The organism is Arthrobacter sp. UNC362MFTsu5.1 (assembly GCF_000685965.1).
Classification (GTDB): domain Bacteria; phylum Actinomycetota; class Actinomycetes; order Actinomycetales; family Micrococcaceae; genus Arthrobacter.
In genome coordinates, this window is record NZ_JMLE01000006.1 from 19,955 (window position 1) to 37,966 (window position 18,012).

Sequence of the window (18,012 nt, forward strand, 5' to 3'; positions counted from 1 at the left end):
TTAGGTCCGGCGGCCCGCTGACTCCTATTGCCCGCTACTGCATGGTGTGCCGCATCTCGCCGACGCCGCGCACATAGGTGACCAGTTCGTCCCCCGGTTTGAGGAAGCGCTGCGGCACCCGGCCAACGCCCACCCCGGGAGGCGTGCCGGTAAAGATCACGTCACCGGGCAGCAGCGGAGTCACCTGGGAAAGCCGGGCGATGATCTCCGGCACCGGGAACACCATGTCAGCGGTGTTCCCCTTCTGGACTTCTTCGCCGTTGATCGAGCAGCCCAGTTCGATGCGGTCCGGGTCATCAAACTCATCAGGAGTCACCAGCAGCGGCCCGATGGGTCCAAACCCGGGAAACGACTTGGCCAGGCTGTACTGCGGCGCCGGCCCTGACTGCTGCAGCGTGCGCTCCGAGAGGTCCTGTCCCACGGACAGGCCCGCCACATGCTTCCACGCCTCCTCAACGGGGATGCGGGTCCCGCCGCGGCCGATGACGACGACGAGTTCGACCTCCCAGTCCACCGTGCCCTGCGGGAGGACGATAGTCCCGTGCGGACCAGTCAGGGACGTCACGAACTTCGTGAACACCGTGAGGTCATCGGGGACCTCCAGCGCGGCCTCGGCGGCGTGCGCCGCGTAGTTCAGCCCGATGGCAAACACCTGCCGGGGCTGCGGCGCGGGATTTCCAAAGGACGACGGCGGCACGTCGGCCAGCGGGGTTCCGCTCCATTGCTCCAACGTGAAGGCAACGCTGCGAAGCTCTGGCCAGCGCTCGTAGCAGTCCTGGATCCGCGGGCTGAAATGTCCGCCGGTTTCCATCGAAACATCGATGACGTGGTCATCGGGGGTGACGAGGTGGAGGCGTCCGGAAATGTTGGCCAGGCGCATGATCAGGCCGAAACGTCGAACTCGACCGTGCCCCAGCCCTCGAACGTTCCGGACCAGCGGCCGGCCTCGTTCATCGGTACGGCCTGGAGGCAGCTGCCGGGAAGGATGACCTGGCCCGCTTCAAACTCGACGTCGTAGTCGGCAAGGCGGTTGACCAGCCAGGCGACCGCGGCGAGGGGGTTTCCCAGGATGTTGCCGGTGGTCCCTGCGATGACTTCGCGGTGGTTGAAGGTCAGGACTCCGCGGGTGTCCCGCAGGTTCAGGTCGGTGACCTTGCGGGGTGTGCCGCCCAGGATGACGGCGCCGGTGGAGCCGTTGTCCGCCAGGGTGTCCGGCAGCCCGATGGCCCAGTCCTTCACGCGCGAGTCGATGATCTCGATGGCGGGCAGCGCGTAGTCGATGGCGTTGATGACGTCCGCGATTGTGGTGTTCCGGCCGCCCAGGCGTGAGCGGAGCACGAAGGCGGGTTCGAGTTCCACGTAGGGTGCGATGAAGTTGTCCCGCTGGAGGGTGGCGCCCTCGAATTCGAAGATGCCTGCCAGCAGGTGGCCGTAGTCCGGCTGGTCCAGGCCGAAGGCGTCCTGCATGACCTTGGCGATGTTGCCGAGCTTGTAGCCGACGAGCCGGTCCCCTCCGGCGACGGCGTGGTCAACGTTGATTTTCTGGACCTGGAATGCGCCGTCGGCGTCCAGCGCAGGCCAGGTTTCCGTGGGCGCAGCGACGGGCTGTCCCTGCAGCCGGGCGGTGCGGAGCGTGCCGGCGACGTCTTCAAGCGTGATGGTGGACATGGTTTCCTCAAATTTCGATGGTTGGGGATCCGGCCCCGGGCGACTCGTGCGAGAGAGGCATGCCCGGGGCCGGAAGTTGCGGGGTTTTGGCGCCGGGCCTAGTGCTGTTCCGGCTTGCCGTCGATGAGGCGGTTGACGTTCCACGGGTTGGCGTCCTGCAGCGGCGCGGGCCGCAGCTGCTCAGGGAACCCCTGATAGGCCACGGGGCGGAGGAACCGTTCAATGGCCAGGGTTCCCACCGACGTCGTTTTTGAATCGGAGGTGGCGGGGTACGGGCCGCCGTGGACCATGGCGTGGCCCACTTCGACGCCGGTGGGCCAGCCGTTGATGATGATGCGGCCCACCTTGCGTTCCAGTGCCGGGATGAGCGGTGCGGCCGCGGCGTAGTCTTCCTCGGTGACGTGCAGCGAGGCTGTCAGTTGGCCGTCGAGCTTGCCGGTTGCTTCAACCAGGTCATCGACGCCCTTGTAGCGGACCACCAGGCTGGCCGCGCCGAAGATTTCCTCGTGGAGCACCGGGTTGCCGGTGAAGACGTCCAGTTCGGAACTGAAGACCGCCGGTGCGGGTGCGTTCTCGCCGGGGCCCTGATGACCCCGGCCGAGGAGTTCGACGTCGGCAGCGGCCTCGAGTGCATCGTGGCCGTGGTGCCAGGCCGAGGCGATCCCGCCGCTGAGCATGGTCTGCCCGGACAACGGGGTGATTTCGCCGGCGACGGCCGCAGCGAACCGGTCGCCTGCCTCACCCGCGGGGACGAAGACCAGTCCCGGGGAGGTGCAGAGCTGCCCGGAACTGCCCGTCACCGAGGCGACATACTGCCTGGCCAGCGCCTCGACGTCCTTGGTGCCGGACAGGGCTCCGGGAAAGACGTAGACCGGGTTGATCGAGGACATTTCGGCGTAGACCGGGATGGGCTCGGGCCGGGCCGCGGCGGTGCGCATCAGTGCGGTGCCGCCGGCGCGGGATCCGGTGAACCCCACGGCTTTGATGTTCGGGTCTGCCACCAATGCCTGGCCGATGCTGGCACCGGAACCGTAGACCAGGGAAAACACGCCCGGATGCAGGCCCAAATCGCGGACGGCGTTGACGATGGCCTGGCCCACGAGTTCGGCAGTGCCGGGGTGGGCGTTGTGGGCCTTGACCACCACGGGGCAGCCTGCCGCAAACGCGGACGCGGTGTCGCCCCCGGCCACGGAGAAGGCCAGCGGGAAATTGCTGGCGCCGAAAACAGCCACCGGACCCAGGGGAATCTGGCGCTGCCGGATATCGGCCCGGGGGAGCGGTGCCCGGTCAGGCAAGGCGGGATCGATGCGGACGCCGCGGAAATCGCCCCCGCGCACCACCTCTGCGAACAGCCGCAGCTGGCCGGCAGTGCGGGCGCGTTCGCCGCGGAGGCGGTCCACGCCGAGGCCGGTTTCGGCGGATGCCCGCTCGATGAGCTCCTCGCCGATCGCTTCGATGTTTTCGGCAATGGCGTCCAGGAACCGGGCGTGCTGTCCGGGTTCGAGGGTGCTGAACGAGTCAAAGGCGTCCGCGGCGGCTTCGGTGGCCGTCCGCAGCTGGTCGTCGCTGATCAGGGTGTACGCCGGTTCCAGCTGCTCGCTGGTTGCCGGGTTGATTCCATGGGCGGTTCCGCTGGTTCCCGCGGTGGGGTGCCCTGCGATGAGGGAATGTCCGTTAAGTGTCATGATGGCGCCCTCCTGGGCGGTAAGAAGTTGGTGGGAGAGGTCCTGGTCAGGCGTTGCCGGGGCCCAGGTGCCAGATCCCGAGTGCGGAGAGGAGTTCGCGGGGGTCCCAGACCACCCATTCCTCGGCCAGCTTGTCGCCGTCGAAACGGAGGAAGGACGCGCCGGAGACGGTGATGGTGCGTCCGGTGGCGGGTACGTCCATGAACTCGCCTTGATGCGTTCCCTTGGTCTGCCAGTGAATTGCAGCGGTGGCACCGTCCTCGAGGATGTGCAGGATCTCCGTGGTGGTGTCGGGGAAGGCTGCGTGGGTGGCCTCAATGGTCTTCCGCAGGGTGGCGTAGTCTTCACTGCCGGACTTGGACCTGCGGACATAATCCGGTGCGAGCATCTGCTCGAAGGCGGTCAGGTCGCCGTCGCCCCATGCGCTGTTCCAAGCCTTGAGGATGGTCTGCTGGCGGCTCATGATGCGCTCCTTGCCGGTACTGATGCGGGTACGGATGCCGGTGCTGCCTGTTCGGCGGGTGCGGGAATCTCGATGGGCAGGTACTGGCCGAACTTGCCGGCCCGGAAGAGCAGCGCATCGCCGTTCCCTTCCTCCATGCCAGTCACGGCGCCCACCACCATGTAGTGGTCTCCCACCACAACCTCGGCCGTCACCAGGCAGTCGATGTAGGCGGTGGCGCCGTCCAGGTGCGGGGTGCCGAGGGGGCCCGCGGTGCAGGGCAGGCCCTCGAACTTTTGCGGTCCCTTGCGGGACAGCGACCGGCAGATGTTGATCTGGTCATCGGACAGGATGTTGGCGGTGAACTTCTGCAGTTTGCGCAGCTTGGGCCAGCTGGAGGAGGACTTGTCCACGCAGAACATGACCAGCGGCGGATCCAGCGAGAGTGACTGGAAGGTGCCGACCACCAGGCCGAGCTTCTCGTCGTCGTCATTGATGCCGGTGATGGCAGTGACTCCCGTGGGGAGTTTGCCCAGGACCTGGCGGTAGTAGGCGGGTGTGATGTCTGCCAGGGTTGCAGTGCTGGCTGGGGTGATATCCATCTCAGGTTCCTTACATCAAGGCGTATCAGGCGGCTTCGCGGAAGCTGCCGAAGCGGCCGCCGTGGAAGATGAGCGGGGTGGAAGCCCGCTCAGCGGGAGTCATGTCCAGCACGCTGGCAATGACGACGACGTGGTCTCCGGCCGTGAACTGCTGTTCAACCCGGCAGTCGAACCAGGCCAGGGAGCCGTGCAGGTGCGGGGTGCCCCAGCCGGACTCGGACCAGCCAACGGAGCTGAGTTTGTCCTCGCCTTTGGCGGACAGTGCGCGGCACACCTGCTGCTGGTCCTCGGCGAGCAGGCTGATGCTGAAGGTTGCGGCTTCGGAGATCTTCGGCCAGCTGGTGGAGGTGTGCATGACGCTGAACGTCACCAGCGCCGGCTCCATGGACAGGGAGGCGAACGTGCCCACGATCATGCCGTTCTGGATGCCGGTCACCGGATCGGTGGAGCAGACGGCCGCCACGCCTGTTGGCAGGTGCCGCATGACGGCGCGGTAGCGGTCGGAGTCGATGGTCCTGGGGGCCATGGCGGTGGCGGTCATGACTGTCCTTCCGGTGCGGCGGCCTTCAGTTCTGCGTGGATGGTGCGGCCTGCCCGGAGGCCGCTTTCAATGGCGCCGTCGAAGAAGCCCGCCCAGAGGTTCGCGGTGTCGCTGCTGGCGAAGTGGAGGGCTCCTTCACTGGCCTGCTGCGCCTGGTGGTACTTGGTGAGCTGGCCGGGGCGCTGGATCTGCCAGGTTTCCTCCGCGTAGGGGTCTTCACCCCATTTGTGACCGGTGACCTCGAGGACTTCCAGGTCATCGCGCCAGACCCTGATGGCGTCCTGGATCTGCCGGGGATCGGTGACGTCGATGCGGTTTGCGTCGGCGCCGAAGCCCACCAGTACGGCGTCGTCCTCGCCGACGAACTCGGTGCGGATCACCGAGAGGGGCTTGTCCTGGGCGGAGTAGGCGAAGAACGGCTTGATGGGGCCCTTGACCCGGATCCAGGCCTTGACGCCCTGTGACGCGGTCTTTTCCCGGCTGGCAGCGAGCTTGCCGTCCGAGAGCGCAGGCTGGACGTCGAGCTTGTGCAGGATGTTCTGCGGAAGGGTGATGACCACCTTCCTGGCCCGGATTTCCTGGCCGTCGCCGTAGCTGACGGTGGCGCCGTCGGCGTGGTGGCGGACCGCGGTGACCGGGGTGTTGAGGCGGATGTCCGCGTTGGTGTCCTCGGCGATGGCGGTGACCAGGGTGTCGTTCCCGTTCGTCAGGCGGTAGATCGCGGAGGCTTCGTGCATCAGGTGCCAGTGCCCGGAGGACCCGGCGGTCCAACGCAGGGCGTTCACGTAGGCGCACTGGTCCAGGGGTGCGTTGAAGTGGCCCACCCAGGCGGCCTCGTTCGCATTCCGTTCGTCCTCGGAGAGGTCCAGCTTGTCCAGCATTTCCTGCAGGTTGTACTGGTCGGCCTCGGCCAGGTTCTCGACCGTCAGCGGTGCGTCAGGGCGCGGCAGCCACTTCATGGTGTCTTCCAGCAGCCGTGTCATGCCCGGATCGATCAGCTTCATGAAGTCGTCCAGGTTGCCGCGGCGCACTTCATTGCCGGCCAGCCAGTAGGTTTCTTCCGAGCGCGGACCGCGTGAGACTTCCAGCCCGTAGCGGGTGACCTCGGCCCAGACGTGCGGCTGGGTCCAGTGCAGCCAGTTTCCGCCGAGTTCCAGCTTCCGGCCCAGGCGGTTCTCTGTCCACAACCGGCCGCCCAGCCGCTCGCGGGCTTCCAGGACGACCACCTTGTGGCCGCGGTTCCCGAGTTCGCGGGCCGTGATGAGGCCGGCCAGCCCGGCACCGATGACGACGACGTCAGTTTGTTCAGTCATTGAAGGATCCTTTGGTGATAATTCCGTTGATGGCGGCCGCGTTTAGCGGGCAGCGTCGCTGAGGTGAGCGGCGCGCTGCGCCGTGGCCGGGTGGCCCGCCAGGGTGTATTTCTGGCCGAAGAGCTTTTCGCGCAGGGTGACGGGTTCCTGGTCTCCGCTGCGTTCCGGGGCGATGATCCCCTGGGCACGGAGTTCCGGGAGTGCCAGCTCGATGAAGTCTTCCCAGCTGCCCGGCTTGGTGGTGTAGCTGAGGTTGATGCCGTCGATGTCTGCCTCGTCGCGCCAGCGGCGCAGTTCGGCGGACACGGTTTCCGGGGAACCGATAATGGTGGATCCGGTGCCGCCGACGGCGAGGAACTCCGCGATCTGGCGCGGCGTCCAGTCCCGGTCCGGGTCAGCTTTGGAGAACATGTCCACCATGGACTGCCCTGCCTTGGTGCCTACGGACCGCAGGGGAGTGTCCAGTTCGTATTCGGACATGTCGATGCCGGTCCAGCCGCTGAAGCGGGCCAGGATGCCTTCGACCGGGGCGGTTTCAACGGCGCTGCGGTACTTGGCCTGGGCTTCCTCGTCGGTGGGCGCGACGACGACGGTGAGCAGGACGACGATCTTGACGTCCCGGGGATCACGGCCGGCGTCCGCCACGGCCTGGCGGAGCTTGTCGACTGACCGCCTGGTGCCTTCCACCGACGTGCCCTGGAGGAAGACCACTTCGGCGTGCTTGCCGCCGAACTCCATGCCCCTTGAGGAAGCGCCGGCCTGGAACAGGACCGGGGTGCGCTGCGGGGAAGGCTCGCAGAGGTGGAAACCGGGCACCGTGAAGTGCTGGCCGGAGTGGTTGATCGGGTGCACCTTCGCGGGGTCGACATAGGTGGCGGATTCGGCGTCGCGGACCACGGCGTCCTCCTCGAAGGAGCCCTCCCAGAGCTTGTAGACGACGTCCATGTACTCGTCGGCCAGGTCGTAACGTTCGGCCGGGGTGAGCTGTTGCTGCTTGCCGAGGTTGCGGGCAGCGGCCTCCGAGTAGGACGTCACGATGTTCCAGCCCACGCGGCCTGCTGTGAGGTGGTCCAGTGAGCTGAACTTACGGGCCAGCAGGTAGGGCGGCTCATACGTTGCCGACACCGTCACCCCGAAGGTCAGGTGCCTGGTGACGGCGGCCATGCCGCTGATCAGTACGGTCGGGTCGTTGATCGGGAACTGCGCGGCATCGCGAAGGGCGGCATCGCCGTTTCCGCGGTAGACGTCGTGGTAGCCCACGTTGTCGGCGAAGAAGATCCCGTCGAACCCGGCCTTTTCCAGCATCTGTGCGATGCCGGTCCAGTACTGCAGGTCGGTGTAGCGGTAGCCCTGGTCCCCGTCGTTCCGCCAGGACCCGGAGGTCAGGTGTGAGGGGGCGAAGACGTCAAAGGCGAAAAGGCTGAGAGGTTCGTTTTTCATGGCAGCGGTACTTCCTTGGACTCGTGCCGAACACGGCGACAAATTTCAGTTTGACGTTCATTAGATGAACACTGCGTTCAATTTAGAATGTAAGCCAGCTCACTGTCAAGGGTTCGTTTTTCGTTCTTCACGTTGCGGATCGCCTATTGACATGGAATGTGGCGCATGCCATATTTTTGACCATGGCGTTCGAAAAGTGAACGAACCAGGACTTGGCTCCCAACGCCCTCCACACCGCCGTGCTGATATCGCCGGCGCTCTTATCCGTTCGAATTGGCACGATCTACAAGGAAGTCCATCGTGAATACACCTGTTACACCTGCCGCGAGGCCGCTCGTGCAGTCATCGGCTCCCCAGGATCCGCAAAAGAAGAAGTTCCTCATGAAGCTCAGCGGCGTGATCGCCGGCGGCATGTTCATCGACGGCTTCATCCTGGGCGGCATCGGACTGGTCATGCCGGCGCTCACGGCAGACCTGGGCCTCTCCGCCACCTGGCAGGGCCTGATTGGCGCCTCGGCACTCATCGGCATCTTCTTCGGCGGCCCGATCGGCGGCTACCTGGCGGACAAGATCGGCCGCAAGCCGATGTTCATCGTGGACCTCGCCATCTTCCTTCTTGGCTCGGCCGCACAGTTCTTCGTGGCGGACGCGTGGCAGCTGTTCATCATCCGTTTGGTCATGGGCATGGCGATTGGTGCCGACTACGCCATCGGCTGGCCGTTGCTGGTGGAGTTCTCACCCGCCAGGCTGCGGGGCAAGCTGATGGCCTTCCAGGAGGTCGCCTGGTACGTCGGCTACCTGCTGTCCTACGCCGTCGGTTACTACATGTCCACCTCGATCGACGCGGACTGGCGGATCATCCTGGGCATGAGCACCGTTCCGTCGCTGATCGTGTTCCTGCTCCGGCTGGGGTCGCCCGAATCGCCGCGCTGGCTCATCAGTAAGGGACGGCGTGAGGAGGCATTCGCCATCGCCCACCAGTGCATGGAGGACGCCGACATCAAGGACCTGGAGCACGAGAAGTCTGAGAAGCCCAACTTCGCCAAGCTGTTCTCCCCGCAGTACCGCAATTCCACGATCTTTGTCTGCATGTACTGGGTCTGCAACGTCACCCCGTACTTCGCCATCGCCACCTTCGCGCCCATCGTCCTGGAAAGCCTTGGCGTCGAGGACGGCCTGGCCGGAGCACTGTTGCTCAACGGCGTGGTGGTCGCAGGCTCACTGGCGTCCATGTACCTGATCGAACGTGTGGGCCGACGCAAGCTGTCCATCCCGCCCATGTGGATCGCCGCCGTCGCGCTTGTGGTCATCGGTCTGTTCTCGCACCTGTCTCCGATGGTCATCCTGATCAGCTTCATGGTGTTCTCCTTCTTCAATGCCGTCTCCACCGCCCTGACCGGCGTCTATCCCGGCGAGGTGTTCCCCACCGAAATCCGCGGCGCCGGAGTCGGCTTCGCCACCGCGTTCTCGCGGATTGGTGCGGCTGCGGGAACCTTCATCCTGCCCATGTCTGTGAACGGCCTCGGAGTCGGGGCCACCATGCTGATCGCCGCCGGCATCTGTGTGCTCGGTGCCGTGATCTCCCAGTACCTGGCACCTGAGACCAAGGGCCTGAGCCTGAGCGACACGTCCGCGCCGCTGGGCAAAGCAGTGCTCCAGCGATAATTCCACTTTCATACGGCGGGACGCCTGGCCGGGCTGACTCCGGCCAGGCGTCCCTTTGTAACGCCAAGAATCATCAACACGCCTCCGGAAAGAACATCATGAAGATCCACGGTGAAAGCGCCCACTCCACCGGGCTCCCCACGCCCCGCCTGGTCATTGACGACGGCGGCATCCACCCGGGTGCGTGGGTGAGCTTCCGGGATCCGGCAGTGGTGGACACCCTGGCGGCCGAAGGATTCGACTGGATCTGCATCGACGGCCAGCACGGCGCACCCGAAGTGTCCGAGGTGCAGCCCCTGATCGAAGCCGCCCACCTGTTCGGTGTCCCGTCGATCGTCCGCGTTCCCGGACACGACGCGGGCACCCTCGGCAGGGTGCTGGACGCGGGGGCGGGCGGGATCATCTTTCCCACCGTGGAGGATGCTGCGACTGCAGCCACCCTGGTTGCGGCCACCCGCTTTGCTCCCCGCGGCAGGCGCAGCTACGGGCCAACCCGCCGCAGCCCCCGGTACCCCAAGCCGGTCCCCGGGAGCCTGCAGGACGACGCCCTGTGCATCCTTATGATCGAAACGGCCGCAGGCCTGGCCAGCCTTGACGCCATCCTGGCCACCGGTCCGGACGCCATTTTCGTGGGCCCCTACGACCTCTCCCTCAGCCTGGGGGTGACGCTGGAGGAACTCACCGGCGAAGGCCCGGACGGGATCCTCGCGGACATCGCGCGCCGCTGCACCGTTGCCGGTGTGGTGCCCGGCATCTACACCGGAGAACCTGGCTTGTCCGAAAAGATGGTCGCGCTGGGCTTCCGCTTTATGCCCGTGGCTTCGGACACCGGCCTGTTGGCCGTCGCGGCACGGGACGCAGTGGAGGCATCCGCGCGCCTGGCCGCTTACGCGGCCATGAACTAACCCCGCGCTTCAAGGAGCCAATTCAATGCCCTATGCCATGCACATTCCGAGGGCGGGCGGCCCGGACGTCTTCGAGCGGGTCACCGTCACCAGGCCCGAGCCCGGGCCGGGCCAGCTGCTCATGCGCGTCGCCGCCGTCGGGGTGAACTTCATCGAGACCTACCAGCGCGCGGGCATCTACGCCGTCGACTATCCCTTTGTTCCCGGCGTCGAGGCCGCCGGAATCATCGAGGAAATCGGCGACGGCGTCACGGACTTTGTGGCGGGCGGTCGTATCACCACCACGGAGGGCACCGGCAGCTACGCCGAGTACATGCTGGTTGACGCCGACAAGGCGCTGCCGGTGCCGGACGGGATTTCGGATGAAGTCGCCGCGGCGCTGCCCGCCCAGGGAATCACTGCACATTACCTGGTCAATTCCAGCTACAACGTCCAGCCCGGCGACACCGTCCTGACCTACGCCGGAGCCGGGGGAGTCGGGCTGCTGCTGACCCAAATGCTCAAGCACCGCGGCGCCACCGTCATTACCACCACCTCAACGTCCGAAAAAGCGGAACTGGCACGGAAAGCCGGAGCCGACCACGTCCTCACGTACCCGGAGGTTCCCGAGCGGGTGCGCGAACTGACTGGCGGAAGGGGCGTCGACGTCGTCTATGACGGCGTAGGCAAGGACACCTTTGACGGATCCCTGGCCTCCCTGCGCATCCGCGGCACGCTGGTGCTCTTCGGCGGGGCGTCCGGCCAGGTGCCGCCGCTCGACCTGCAGCGGCTCAATACCCACGGATCCCTGACGGTCACCCGGCCCAAGATCGACGACTTCCTGCTCGATGCCGAGGAACGCCGCTGGCGCGCCCGGGAGTTGTTTGACCTGGTGGTCCGGGGCAGCGTCAAGGTCGACATTGGTGCGCGTTTCCAGCTGGGGCAGGCAGGAGAGGCCCACGCTGCCCTGGAGTCGCGGGCAACGACGGGCAAAGTCATCCTGGTGCCGTAGCAGGCGGGAGGGAGCGCTGCGGCGTTGAACCACTCTTGAACGCCCCGTTCGCTCCTTGGCGAGGCATAGGATGGGAAGACATCCAATCGGGGCACCGTGCCCCGGGCAGACGTGAATGGAACCGGGGTTTGATGTGGCAGCGGAAACAGGCGTGGACGTAGAGGCGGCAACAGACGGCGAGGACACGGCGCCGGCCGAGGCTGTAGACCTCACCAACAAATCCGTCATCAAGGCCACGGTCCTGCTCAGTGAGCTGGGCCGGCACAGGGGCGGCATCACTGTCACCGAGCTTGCCCAGGCCGTCGGCATGACGCGTCCGACGGCCTTCCGCCTGCTGCTGAGCCTGGAACAAACGGGATTCGTGGACCGGGTGGACAACCGGTACACACTGGGCTGGGAAATGGCCCGGCTGGGCCGGCTTGCTGACCCGTACACCGGTGCGGTGGCCAGGGTCCAGCCCATCCTGGAGGAATACGCTGCCAGGCTCAACGAGACCGTGAGCCTGGCCATGGTGCGGGACGCCGTGAACTACGACGTGATCGCGGAAGCTTCGGGTTCCAGGTACCTGAATGTCACGATGTACGTTGGCGAAACCTATCCCGTGCACGCCAGCGCCACCGGAAAGCTCATGCTCGCGGAAATGAGCGACGACGATGTGGCTCAGGCCTTGCCGAAAAAGCTGGAAAGGTTCACGCCGGCCACCATCACCAAGCGCGAGGCGCTCATCCAGGAACTGCACAAGATCCGGGACCAGGGCTATTCGGTGATGGACAACGAACTCGAAGAAGGCCTCTTTGTAGTGGCACTTCCGGTCCGGGATGTGGCAGGTGCGCTGGTAGGCATCGTCTCCGTCAACGGGCCCGAGCAGCGGCTGAAATCGGAAGGCCTGCCGGACACCATCGACCAGCTGCGCGCGGCCAGCAGGGACATCGCGAAGGCGCTCCTCGGGATTGAACCCGTTTAGGCTTCAGCCATCGCGAGGAGATGCTCCACGGAGGGATATTTCCAGCGCACGTACTGAACGGGCACTCCCACGCGTTCGGCCACCAGGGTGTGTGTTAATTCCTGCGGCACCCCGCTGCTGCTCAACTCCCTGACGCACTGCGTGAGTGCAGCGGTCCTGCGCGCATCGCGGGCCTTGAGCAGCTCGGCGGGTTCCCTGCGGCGCTTCTGCTTCTGCTTGTGGTTCCAGTGAGGCATGGTCATCCTGCAAAATCCGGGAAGAGCGCCTGCTCGTAGTGCGGCGGCAGGACGTAAAGTGCAAGCGGCCGGGCGGTCGCTGGCACGCCCGGCAGGGGCGGCAGGTGTCGGAGGCGTGTGTTGGCGGGCTTCTCACGTCTTTTCATGGCCATCATCTCCATTGATGGAGGTCCGAGTACGGACTCACCGGCTAATAGTTTGAACGTCATATTTTTACGACACATTTTGAACGCGGCGTTCACTGGGTGAACACTTTCAATTGTGGCCCTCCTCACGTTCTTTGGCAAGGAGGTGCCGCAATTCATTTGCCACCCGAGCCGAACGGACTACGAAGATGTACGCCAACCCCAGAATTTCCACGCGCCGCACGCGCTCCCCGCAGCCTGCGGCCGCCGCCCCGGACTGGTCAAAGTTGTCCCGCGGGGACACGGTGCGGGTCTTCCGCAGGGACGGCAGCACTGCGGCCGGCCTCATTGACATGCTTGCGCTGGATCGCACCGTCCTGTGGGTCATCCAGGATGGAGGGCGGGGCCGGGTCATGATCTGCAGGGCCGACCGGCCCCGGGTGGTTGTGGTGACGCCGGCCGAAAAGTCCCGCTAGGGAAACCCATTGCGCCCCCCGGTGAGGTGTGCCACACTATTTTTACGTTCATTAATCGAACGTAGCGTTCAATTTTAGCCACCAAATATGATCTGGCTCCGGGACACCGTGGTTCCGGGCCCCCAGCAGGAAGGAAAGCGATCATGTCCATCTCAATCGGCCACCGCGCCATTTTCACCGCTTTCGGCCACAGCAGCTCCGCGCTGCGCGCCCATGCACCGTCCAAGCAGGCGCCGTCGCCGGCCCCGACCGCCGAAGCTCCTGTCCCTTTTGAGGGCGGAGAGCTGAAGTGCTCGCCGTGGGAGGGCCTGTACCTTGAGCAGGCACAGCCGCCGGCGGCGACGGGGAACGAATCAGCCATGGGCCGCCAGCTGGACGCATTCCTCGCCAGCCTGATGTACGGCGAGTAAGCCATGTCCGGAACGATTTACGCGCAGGCGGCGGGTGACGCCCCTGCAGCATCGGCCGTGGCTTCTGCGGCGGGCGAGGAATGCGACACGAACAGCTGTTTCTTCTGCACCGGGCCGGAAACGGACTGATTCGACTAGTCAGTGGCCGGCGTCGTAGCGGCCGGCGTCAGGCAGGGTCTGGCGGTCGCGCCGGCGGGCAGCAACGGCACCGACGCCCTGCCCCGCCAGGGCGACGGCCAGAGCCAGCAGCACCGTTGGAAGTGCTCCGCCGTCCGGTCCCAGGGTCGCCGCCAGGATCTGCCGGCTCATCAACAGCATCTCCGCCAGGTCGCCGGCCAGCACGCGAGTCCCCAGCACGTAATTAACCGAGATGAACACGGCGGGAACCAGCCATAGCAGGGCAAGGTTCACGAGCCACACCGCCGCCCGGCCCGCGGAACGGAGGCCGCACCACGCCAGGGCGCAGCCGACCACGATGGCGGGAATCCAGCGAGCCGCTGACGGCACCGCAACCGGCACGCCGGTATGCCCCATGAAACCGACCATCCACTCCACCGCCCACGAAGCGAACGGCGCCGCCACAAGCCCCACCCCCAACGCGGCCAGCGCCCGCGACCTGGAGAATAACAAGAAAAGCGCGACGGCGGCCGCGGCGAGGGAGGCGATCGCACCTGCCAGCAACCCGGCGAAGTAGAGGCCGGCCATGGTCCCGCCCGCCAAGCCGCCGTCGAGCACCGTGAACGACTGAACGGTCGCCGTGAACTGGACTGCCAGCAGTCCTGCCGCGGCGCACCACGCCGCCAGCCGCCGTCGGGCGGGGGACCAGAGGCGCAGCGCGAGTCCTGCCGCGGCGCCGCCCACGGTGAGGAGGGAAACGATGGTGGTGAGTTCGTACTGACTTAACGGCAGCAACGAGACCGGCATCTGGTCCGGGGGCACCTCTGAGCCCCAGAGGTTCTGCAACGGCAGCCTCGCGCCGCTTACGAGCCACGGGCCAAGGCCGAGCAATCCTGCCAGGATTCCGATCAGCAACCCCCGGGCCGCATCCCTTCCGGGGCTCGGGCTCGGCTGGTCAGGGACTACCTGGTAGGTTGCCTGATCCGGAAGGCTCACGAGGACTCCTGTCGTTGAGCGGTCGGGGGGCATAAAGTGCCCGGCATCAGCCGGGTTGGCGCCTCTCCAATGTGGTCCGGCGGTACCAGTCGCTGGCCAGCTTCGTGTGTTTGCTGCTGTTGGGGCAATTCCGGTTGCTGCAGTGCGAAGGGGTTTCGTCCTGTGAGGCCCGTGGGCCCTGCTGAGGGTGCCGGACCAACACCACGGCTGATCCGCAGGCGGCGCATACGAGGAAAGATCGCATGCTAGGCGCCGAATCCTGGCCGGGCCGGCGCTCCGTTTCGGCTGAAGATGATCCTGCCGCGAACTTCGAGCGTGCCTTGATGGCCTGTGACTTTCATTCATCCCCCTGAACTAGTCTGCGATTCAGGGTACCGCGCCTGAGCCTGGTTGGGCTGCTCCCGCCCGGGTTGGGCTGCCCCCGTCCTACTCCCCGTGGACTTCGGCCTGCTTCTCTTCGGAGCGGTCCAGGTAGGCCAGCAGCAGTTCGGCTGCCTTCTCGAGCTCGCCGGCCTCCAAGGCCTCGCAGATTTCCTCGTTGTCCTTGAGGTAGCCGCTGTAGAAGTTCGCGTCCATGGTGGCCTTGTGGAAGAACAGCCGCATTTCCGCCAGGACCTGGGACATGATCGTGTTCAGCCTGCGGCTTCCGGCCAGGGCGACGATAGCTCCGTGAAAGTGCTGGTTTGCGGTCCCCAGCCCTTCGTCGTCGTTCGCGGCTGCCGCGACCTTGCCTTCCTCGACCGCAGCCCGGACCGCTGCAACGGCGCCGGGGCTGCCTCCGCCGCGGATCGCGCTCACTTCGATGACCCGGCGGACTGTGTAGACGTCGTGGATATCGCCCGGCTCCAGGCTGGCCACAAAAACGCCCCGGTTGGGGTGCCGGACCACCAGCCGTTCGCTTGCGAGTTCGGCAAAGGCCTCGCGCACGGTGTTGCGGGAGACGCCAAGGTCCTCGGCGATCGTGGACTCGGTGAGCCGCGCCCCCGGCAGCAGGACGCCTTCCGCCAACTGCAGGCGCAGTTCATCCGCCACCCGGTCGGCCACCGAGGGCACAGCGACACGCAGCCGGGCCGCGGCAGTTGACGTTGCTGCAGAGGTTGCGACTGTGCCGGATGCGCTCCGGGTTGCTGCTGCTGAAGTGGCCATACTCCAGAATTTACACGATCGTCACATCGTTGAATCGAAGGATTGTTGAACAATCGCTAAATTTGGTGCATCCTAGTAAGAGCAAACCAATGAGACGAGGATCACAATGGTGTATATGGATCTAAACAGCGACGTCGGCGAGTCCTTCGGCCGCTGGACGCTGGGCGACGACACGGCGATGTTCCAGTCCGTGTCCAGCGCCAACGTGGCCTGCGGTTTCCACGCCGGCGATCCCACGGTCATCCGCCGCACCTGCCGCGAGGCCGTGCAGGCCGGCGTCATGATCGGCGCCCATGTGGGCTACCGTGACCTCTCCGGTTTCGGCCGCCGCTTCGTGGACATCGATCCCCACGAACTGGCTGACGACATCGTCTACCAGATCGGCGCACTCCAGGCGCTGGCCGCCACTGAAGGCGGACGCGTCCGCTACGTTAAGCCGCACGGCGGCCTATACAACGCGATCGTCTCCCACACAGCGCAGGCACGCGCCGTCGTCGACGCCGTCCGATCCATCGATCCCGGACTGCCCATCCTCGGCCTTCCCGGCTCGGAGGTGCTGCGGCTTGCAGAGGCCGCCGGACTCCGCGCTGTTTCCGAAGCCTTTGCCGACCGTGCCTACAATCCCGACGGCACGCTCGTCTCCCGCTCGCTCCCCGGAGCCGTCCTGCATGACCCGGCCCAGGTGGCCGAACACGTCCTGCGCATGGCCGCCGACTCCGCCATCCGCACCGTGGACGGCTCCATCCTGAAAATCAATGCAGACAGCATCTGCGTCCATGGCGATTCCCCCGGGGCAGTGGCCATGGCTATTGCCGTGAAAGCTGCGCTTACTGACGCCGGCATCACTATCAAAGCTTTCGCCTAGAACCGCCTTCGCCTAGAACCGCTTCCGGGCAGCACCCGCCGCACACCTGAAGGAAAAATCATGACCACACACCACACGGCCGCCCGCACCGGCCGAAAGATCCCGCCCGGCGCGCTGAAGGCCTACGTCGCCAGCCTCACCGGCACCTCGCTGGAGTACTACGACTTCGCCATCTACTCTGTGGCTTCCGCCCTGGTCTTCCCCAAGATCTTCTTCCCGGGCAATGACGAGTTCGTGGGCCTCCTGCTCTCCTTCTCCGCCTTCGCGGTGGGCTACCTGGCACGGCCCATCGGCGGCGTGATCTTCGGCCGCCTGGGCGACAAGATCGGCCGCAAGCACGTCCTGGTGGTCACGCTCATGCTCATCGGCGTTGCCACCGTGCTTATCGGCCTGCTCCCCGATTACTCCGTGATCGGCGTGGCAGCCCCCACCATCCTGGTGCTCCTGCGCCTGGCTCAGGGCATCGGCGTCGGTGGCGAATGGGGCGGTGCCGTCCTGCTCTCCAGCGAATTCGGTGACGCCAACAAGCGCGGCTTCTGGTCCTCCGCAGCCCAGATCGGCCCGCCCGCCGGCAACCTGATGGCCAACGGCGTCCTGGCGCTCCTTGCCGCAACGCTCAGCACCGAAGCATTCCTCTCCTGGGGCTGGCGCGTGGCCTTCCTCGCCTCCGCGCTGCTGGTAGTTTTCGGCCTGCTCATCCGCCTCAAGCTTGAAGAAACCCCCGTGTTCAAGGCCATCGCAGCACACGGTGAACAGCCCAAGGCCCCCATCACCGAGGTGTTCCGCAAGGAACCCCGCGCCCTCGTGGCCGCTGCCCTCTCGCGCGTCTGCCCCGACGTCCTCTACGCGCTCTTCACGGTTTTCGTGGCCGTCTACGCCACCAAGGAACTGGGCATGACCACGGGCAATGTCCTCACGGCCATCCTGATCGGCTCGGCCTTCCAGCTGTTCCTCATCCCGCTGGCCGGCGCCCTCACGGACCGGTTCAACCGCCGGATGGTCTACGGTATCGCCGCCGTGGGAACGGCACTGTACATTCCGCTCTTCTTCCTCCTGATCGAGGGCAGGTCCGTGCTGCTGCTGACCGTCGGTGTGGTGATCGGACTGGCGTTCCACGCCTTCATGTACGGCCCCCAGGCCGCGTACATCACCGAGCAGTTCCCGGCCCGCCTGCGCTACGCCGGCAGCTCGCTCGCCTACACGCTGGCCGGCGTCATCGGCGGCGCCGTGGCACCGCTGATCTTCACCGCCCTCTACGCGGCGTCCGGTGACTGGTACCTGATCGCGGCCTACCTGCTGGTGGCCTCCGCAGTCACGGTTGTGGGCCTGGCCCTCGGCCGGAACCCCCAGACCGCCGAAGAAGAGCGCCTCCTGGCGGACGCTGCTGCCCTCGCCTAGGCGGCACGGCAACCTGTACGGCACGGC

20 protein-coding genes are annotated in these 18,012 nt (G+C 65.9%); 8 read left to right on the forward strand and 12 right to left on the reverse strand.

The features are described from left to right. Positions 1–34 precede the first annotated feature (34 nt). The 8 genes from BS38_RS0107560 to BS38_RS0107595 all read right to left on the reverse strand — a co-directional run bounded on the left by BS38_RS0107560 (position 35) and on the right by BS38_RS0107595 (position 7,691). On the reverse strand, positions 35–880 hold the full coding sequence (locus BS38_RS0107560; protein WP_028270246.1) for a fumarylacetoacetate hydrolase family protein: 846 nt from the start codon (positions 878–880) through the stop codon (positions 35–37). A gap of 2 nt (positions 881–882) precedes the next feature. Further along, positions 883–1,668 (reverse strand): 2-keto-4-pentenoate hydratase, encoded by a 786-nt coding sequence (locus tag BS38_RS0107565; protein ID WP_028270247.1) that lies wholly within the window; start codon positions 1,666–1,668, stop codon positions 883–885. A gap of 98 nt (positions 1,669–1,766) precedes the next feature. Then, a complete protein-coding gene (locus BS38_RS0107570; protein WP_028270248.1) occupies positions 1,767–3,353 on the reverse strand; it encodes an aldehyde dehydrogenase (NADP(+)) in 1,587 nt (528 codons plus the stop codon). A gap of 46 nt (positions 3,354–3,399) precedes the next feature. Next, positions 3,400–3,816 (reverse strand): ester cyclase, encoded by a 417-nt coding sequence (locus BS38_RS0107575; protein WP_028270249.1) that lies wholly within the window; start codon positions 3,814–3,816, stop codon positions 3,400–3,402. Continuing rightward, positions 3,813–4,397, reverse strand: a complete 585-nt coding sequence (locus tag BS38_RS24650) for a flavin reductase family protein (protein WP_051628783.1) — start codon at positions 4,395–4,397, stop codon at positions 3,813–3,815. Before BS38_RS24650 ends, BS38_RS0107575 begins: the two co-directional genes overlap by 4 nt. Positions 4,398–4,422: 25 nt before the next feature. Next, positions 4,423–4,938, reverse strand: a complete 516-nt coding sequence (locus BS38_RS0107585) for a flavin reductase family protein (RefSeq protein WP_051628784.1) — start codon at positions 4,936–4,938, stop codon at positions 4,423–4,425. Beyond that, complete coding sequence (locus tag BS38_RS0107590) at positions 4,935–6,251, reverse strand: flavin monoamine oxidase family protein (RefSeq protein ID WP_028270251.1); 1,317 nt, start codon at positions 6,249–6,251, stop codon at positions 4,935–4,937. Before BS38_RS0107590 ends, BS38_RS0107585 begins: the two co-directional genes overlap by 4 nt. Before the next feature lie 42 nt (positions 6,252–6,293). Beyond that, positions 6,294–7,691: an LLM class flavin-dependent oxidoreductase gene (locus BS38_RS0107595; RefSeq protein ID WP_028270252.1), complete on the reverse strand. Its 1,398-nt coding sequence runs from the start codon at positions 7,689–7,691 to the stop codon at positions 6,294–6,296. Between the two features lie 300 nt (positions 7,692–7,991). On the opposite strand from BS38_RS0107595, the gene BS38_RS0107600 reads away from it, so the two are divergent. The 4 genes from BS38_RS0107600 (at position 7,992) to BS38_RS0107615 (ending at position 12,216) form a co-directional block, all read left to right on the forward strand. Further along, a complete protein-coding gene (locus BS38_RS0107600) occupies positions 7,992–9,356 on the forward strand; it encodes an MFS transporter (RefSeq protein ID WP_231511121.1) in 1,365 nt (454 codons plus the stop codon). 98 nt (positions 9,357–9,454) lie between these two features. Next, the gene (locus BS38_RS26420) at positions 9,455–10,261 is read left to right on the forward strand and encodes an HpcH/HpaI aldolase family protein (protein WP_051628786.1); all 807 of its coding nucleotides are present in this window, start codon (positions 9,455–9,457) and stop codon (positions 10,259–10,261) included. Between the two features lie 25 nt (positions 10,262–10,286). Continuing rightward, a complete protein-coding gene (locus BS38_RS0107610; RefSeq protein ID WP_028270254.1) occupies positions 10,287–11,252 on the forward strand; it encodes a quinone oxidoreductase family protein in 966 nt (321 codons plus the stop codon). 133 nt (positions 11,253–11,385) lie between these two features. Next, positions 11,386–12,216: an IclR family transcriptional regulator gene (locus BS38_RS0107615; protein ID WP_231511123.1), complete on the forward strand. Its 831-nt coding sequence runs from the start codon at positions 11,386–11,388 to the stop codon at positions 12,214–12,216. Here BS38_RS0107615 and BS38_RS0107620 read toward each other — a convergent pair. After that, the gene (locus BS38_RS0107620) at positions 12,213–12,452 is read right to left on the reverse strand and encodes a hypothetical protein (protein WP_043438027.1); all 240 of its coding nucleotides are present in this window, start codon (positions 12,450–12,452) and stop codon (positions 12,213–12,215) included. The two genes, BS38_RS0107615 and BS38_RS0107620, sit on opposite strands and share 4 nt — an antisense overlap. Before the next feature lie 2 nt (positions 12,453–12,454). Then, the gene (locus BS38_RS27055) at positions 12,455–12,694 is read right to left on the reverse strand and encodes a hypothetical protein (protein WP_156037083.1); all 240 of its coding nucleotides are present in this window, start codon (positions 12,692–12,694) and stop codon (positions 12,455–12,457) included. Positions 12,695–12,786: 92 nt separating this feature from the next. Between BS38_RS27055 and BS38_RS24660 the strand changes: the two genes are divergently transcribed. Together BS38_RS24660 and BS38_RS0107635 are read left to right on the forward strand one after the other, a co-directional pair. Next, the gene (locus BS38_RS24660; protein ID WP_156037084.1) at positions 12,787–13,053 is read left to right on the forward strand and encodes a hypothetical protein; all 267 of its coding nucleotides are present in this window, start codon (positions 12,787–12,789) and stop codon (positions 13,051–13,053) included. A gap of 143 nt (positions 13,054–13,196) precedes the next feature. Further along, positions 13,197–13,463 (forward strand): hypothetical protein, encoded by a 267-nt coding sequence (locus tag BS38_RS0107635; RefSeq protein WP_028270257.1) that lies wholly within the window; start codon positions 13,197–13,199, stop codon positions 13,461–13,463. Between the two features lie 138 nt (positions 13,464–13,601). Here the strand turns inward: BS38_RS0107635 and BS38_RS24665 are convergent, their stop codons facing one another. Both BS38_RS24665 and BS38_RS0107645 read right to left on the reverse strand, forming a co-directional pair. Next, on the reverse strand, positions 13,602–14,576 hold the full coding sequence (locus tag BS38_RS24665) for a hypothetical protein (RefSeq protein ID WP_231511125.1): 975 nt from the start codon (positions 14,574–14,576) through the stop codon (positions 13,602–13,604). A 426-nt stretch (positions 14,577–15,002) separates the two neighbouring features. Beyond that, positions 15,003–15,722, reverse strand: coding sequence for a GntR family transcriptional regulator (locus BS38_RS0107645; protein WP_028270258.1), 720 nt, complete (start codon positions 15,720–15,722; stop codon positions 15,003–15,005). Between the two features lie 106 nt (positions 15,723–15,828). Here BS38_RS0107645 and BS38_RS0107650 point away from each other — a divergent pair, with 106 nt between their 5' ends. Together BS38_RS0107650 and BS38_RS0107655 are read left to right on the forward strand one after the other, a co-directional pair. Beyond that, positions 15,829–16,587, forward strand: coding sequence for a LamB/YcsF family protein (locus BS38_RS0107650; protein WP_028270259.1), 759 nt, complete (start codon positions 15,829–15,831; stop codon positions 16,585–16,587). Positions 16,588–16,647: 60 nt separating this feature from the next. After that, positions 16,648–17,985, forward strand: a complete 1,338-nt coding sequence (locus BS38_RS0107655; RefSeq protein ID WP_028270260.1) for an MFS transporter — start codon at positions 16,648–16,650, stop codon at positions 17,983–17,985. Positions 17,986–18,012 lie beyond the last annotated feature (27 nt).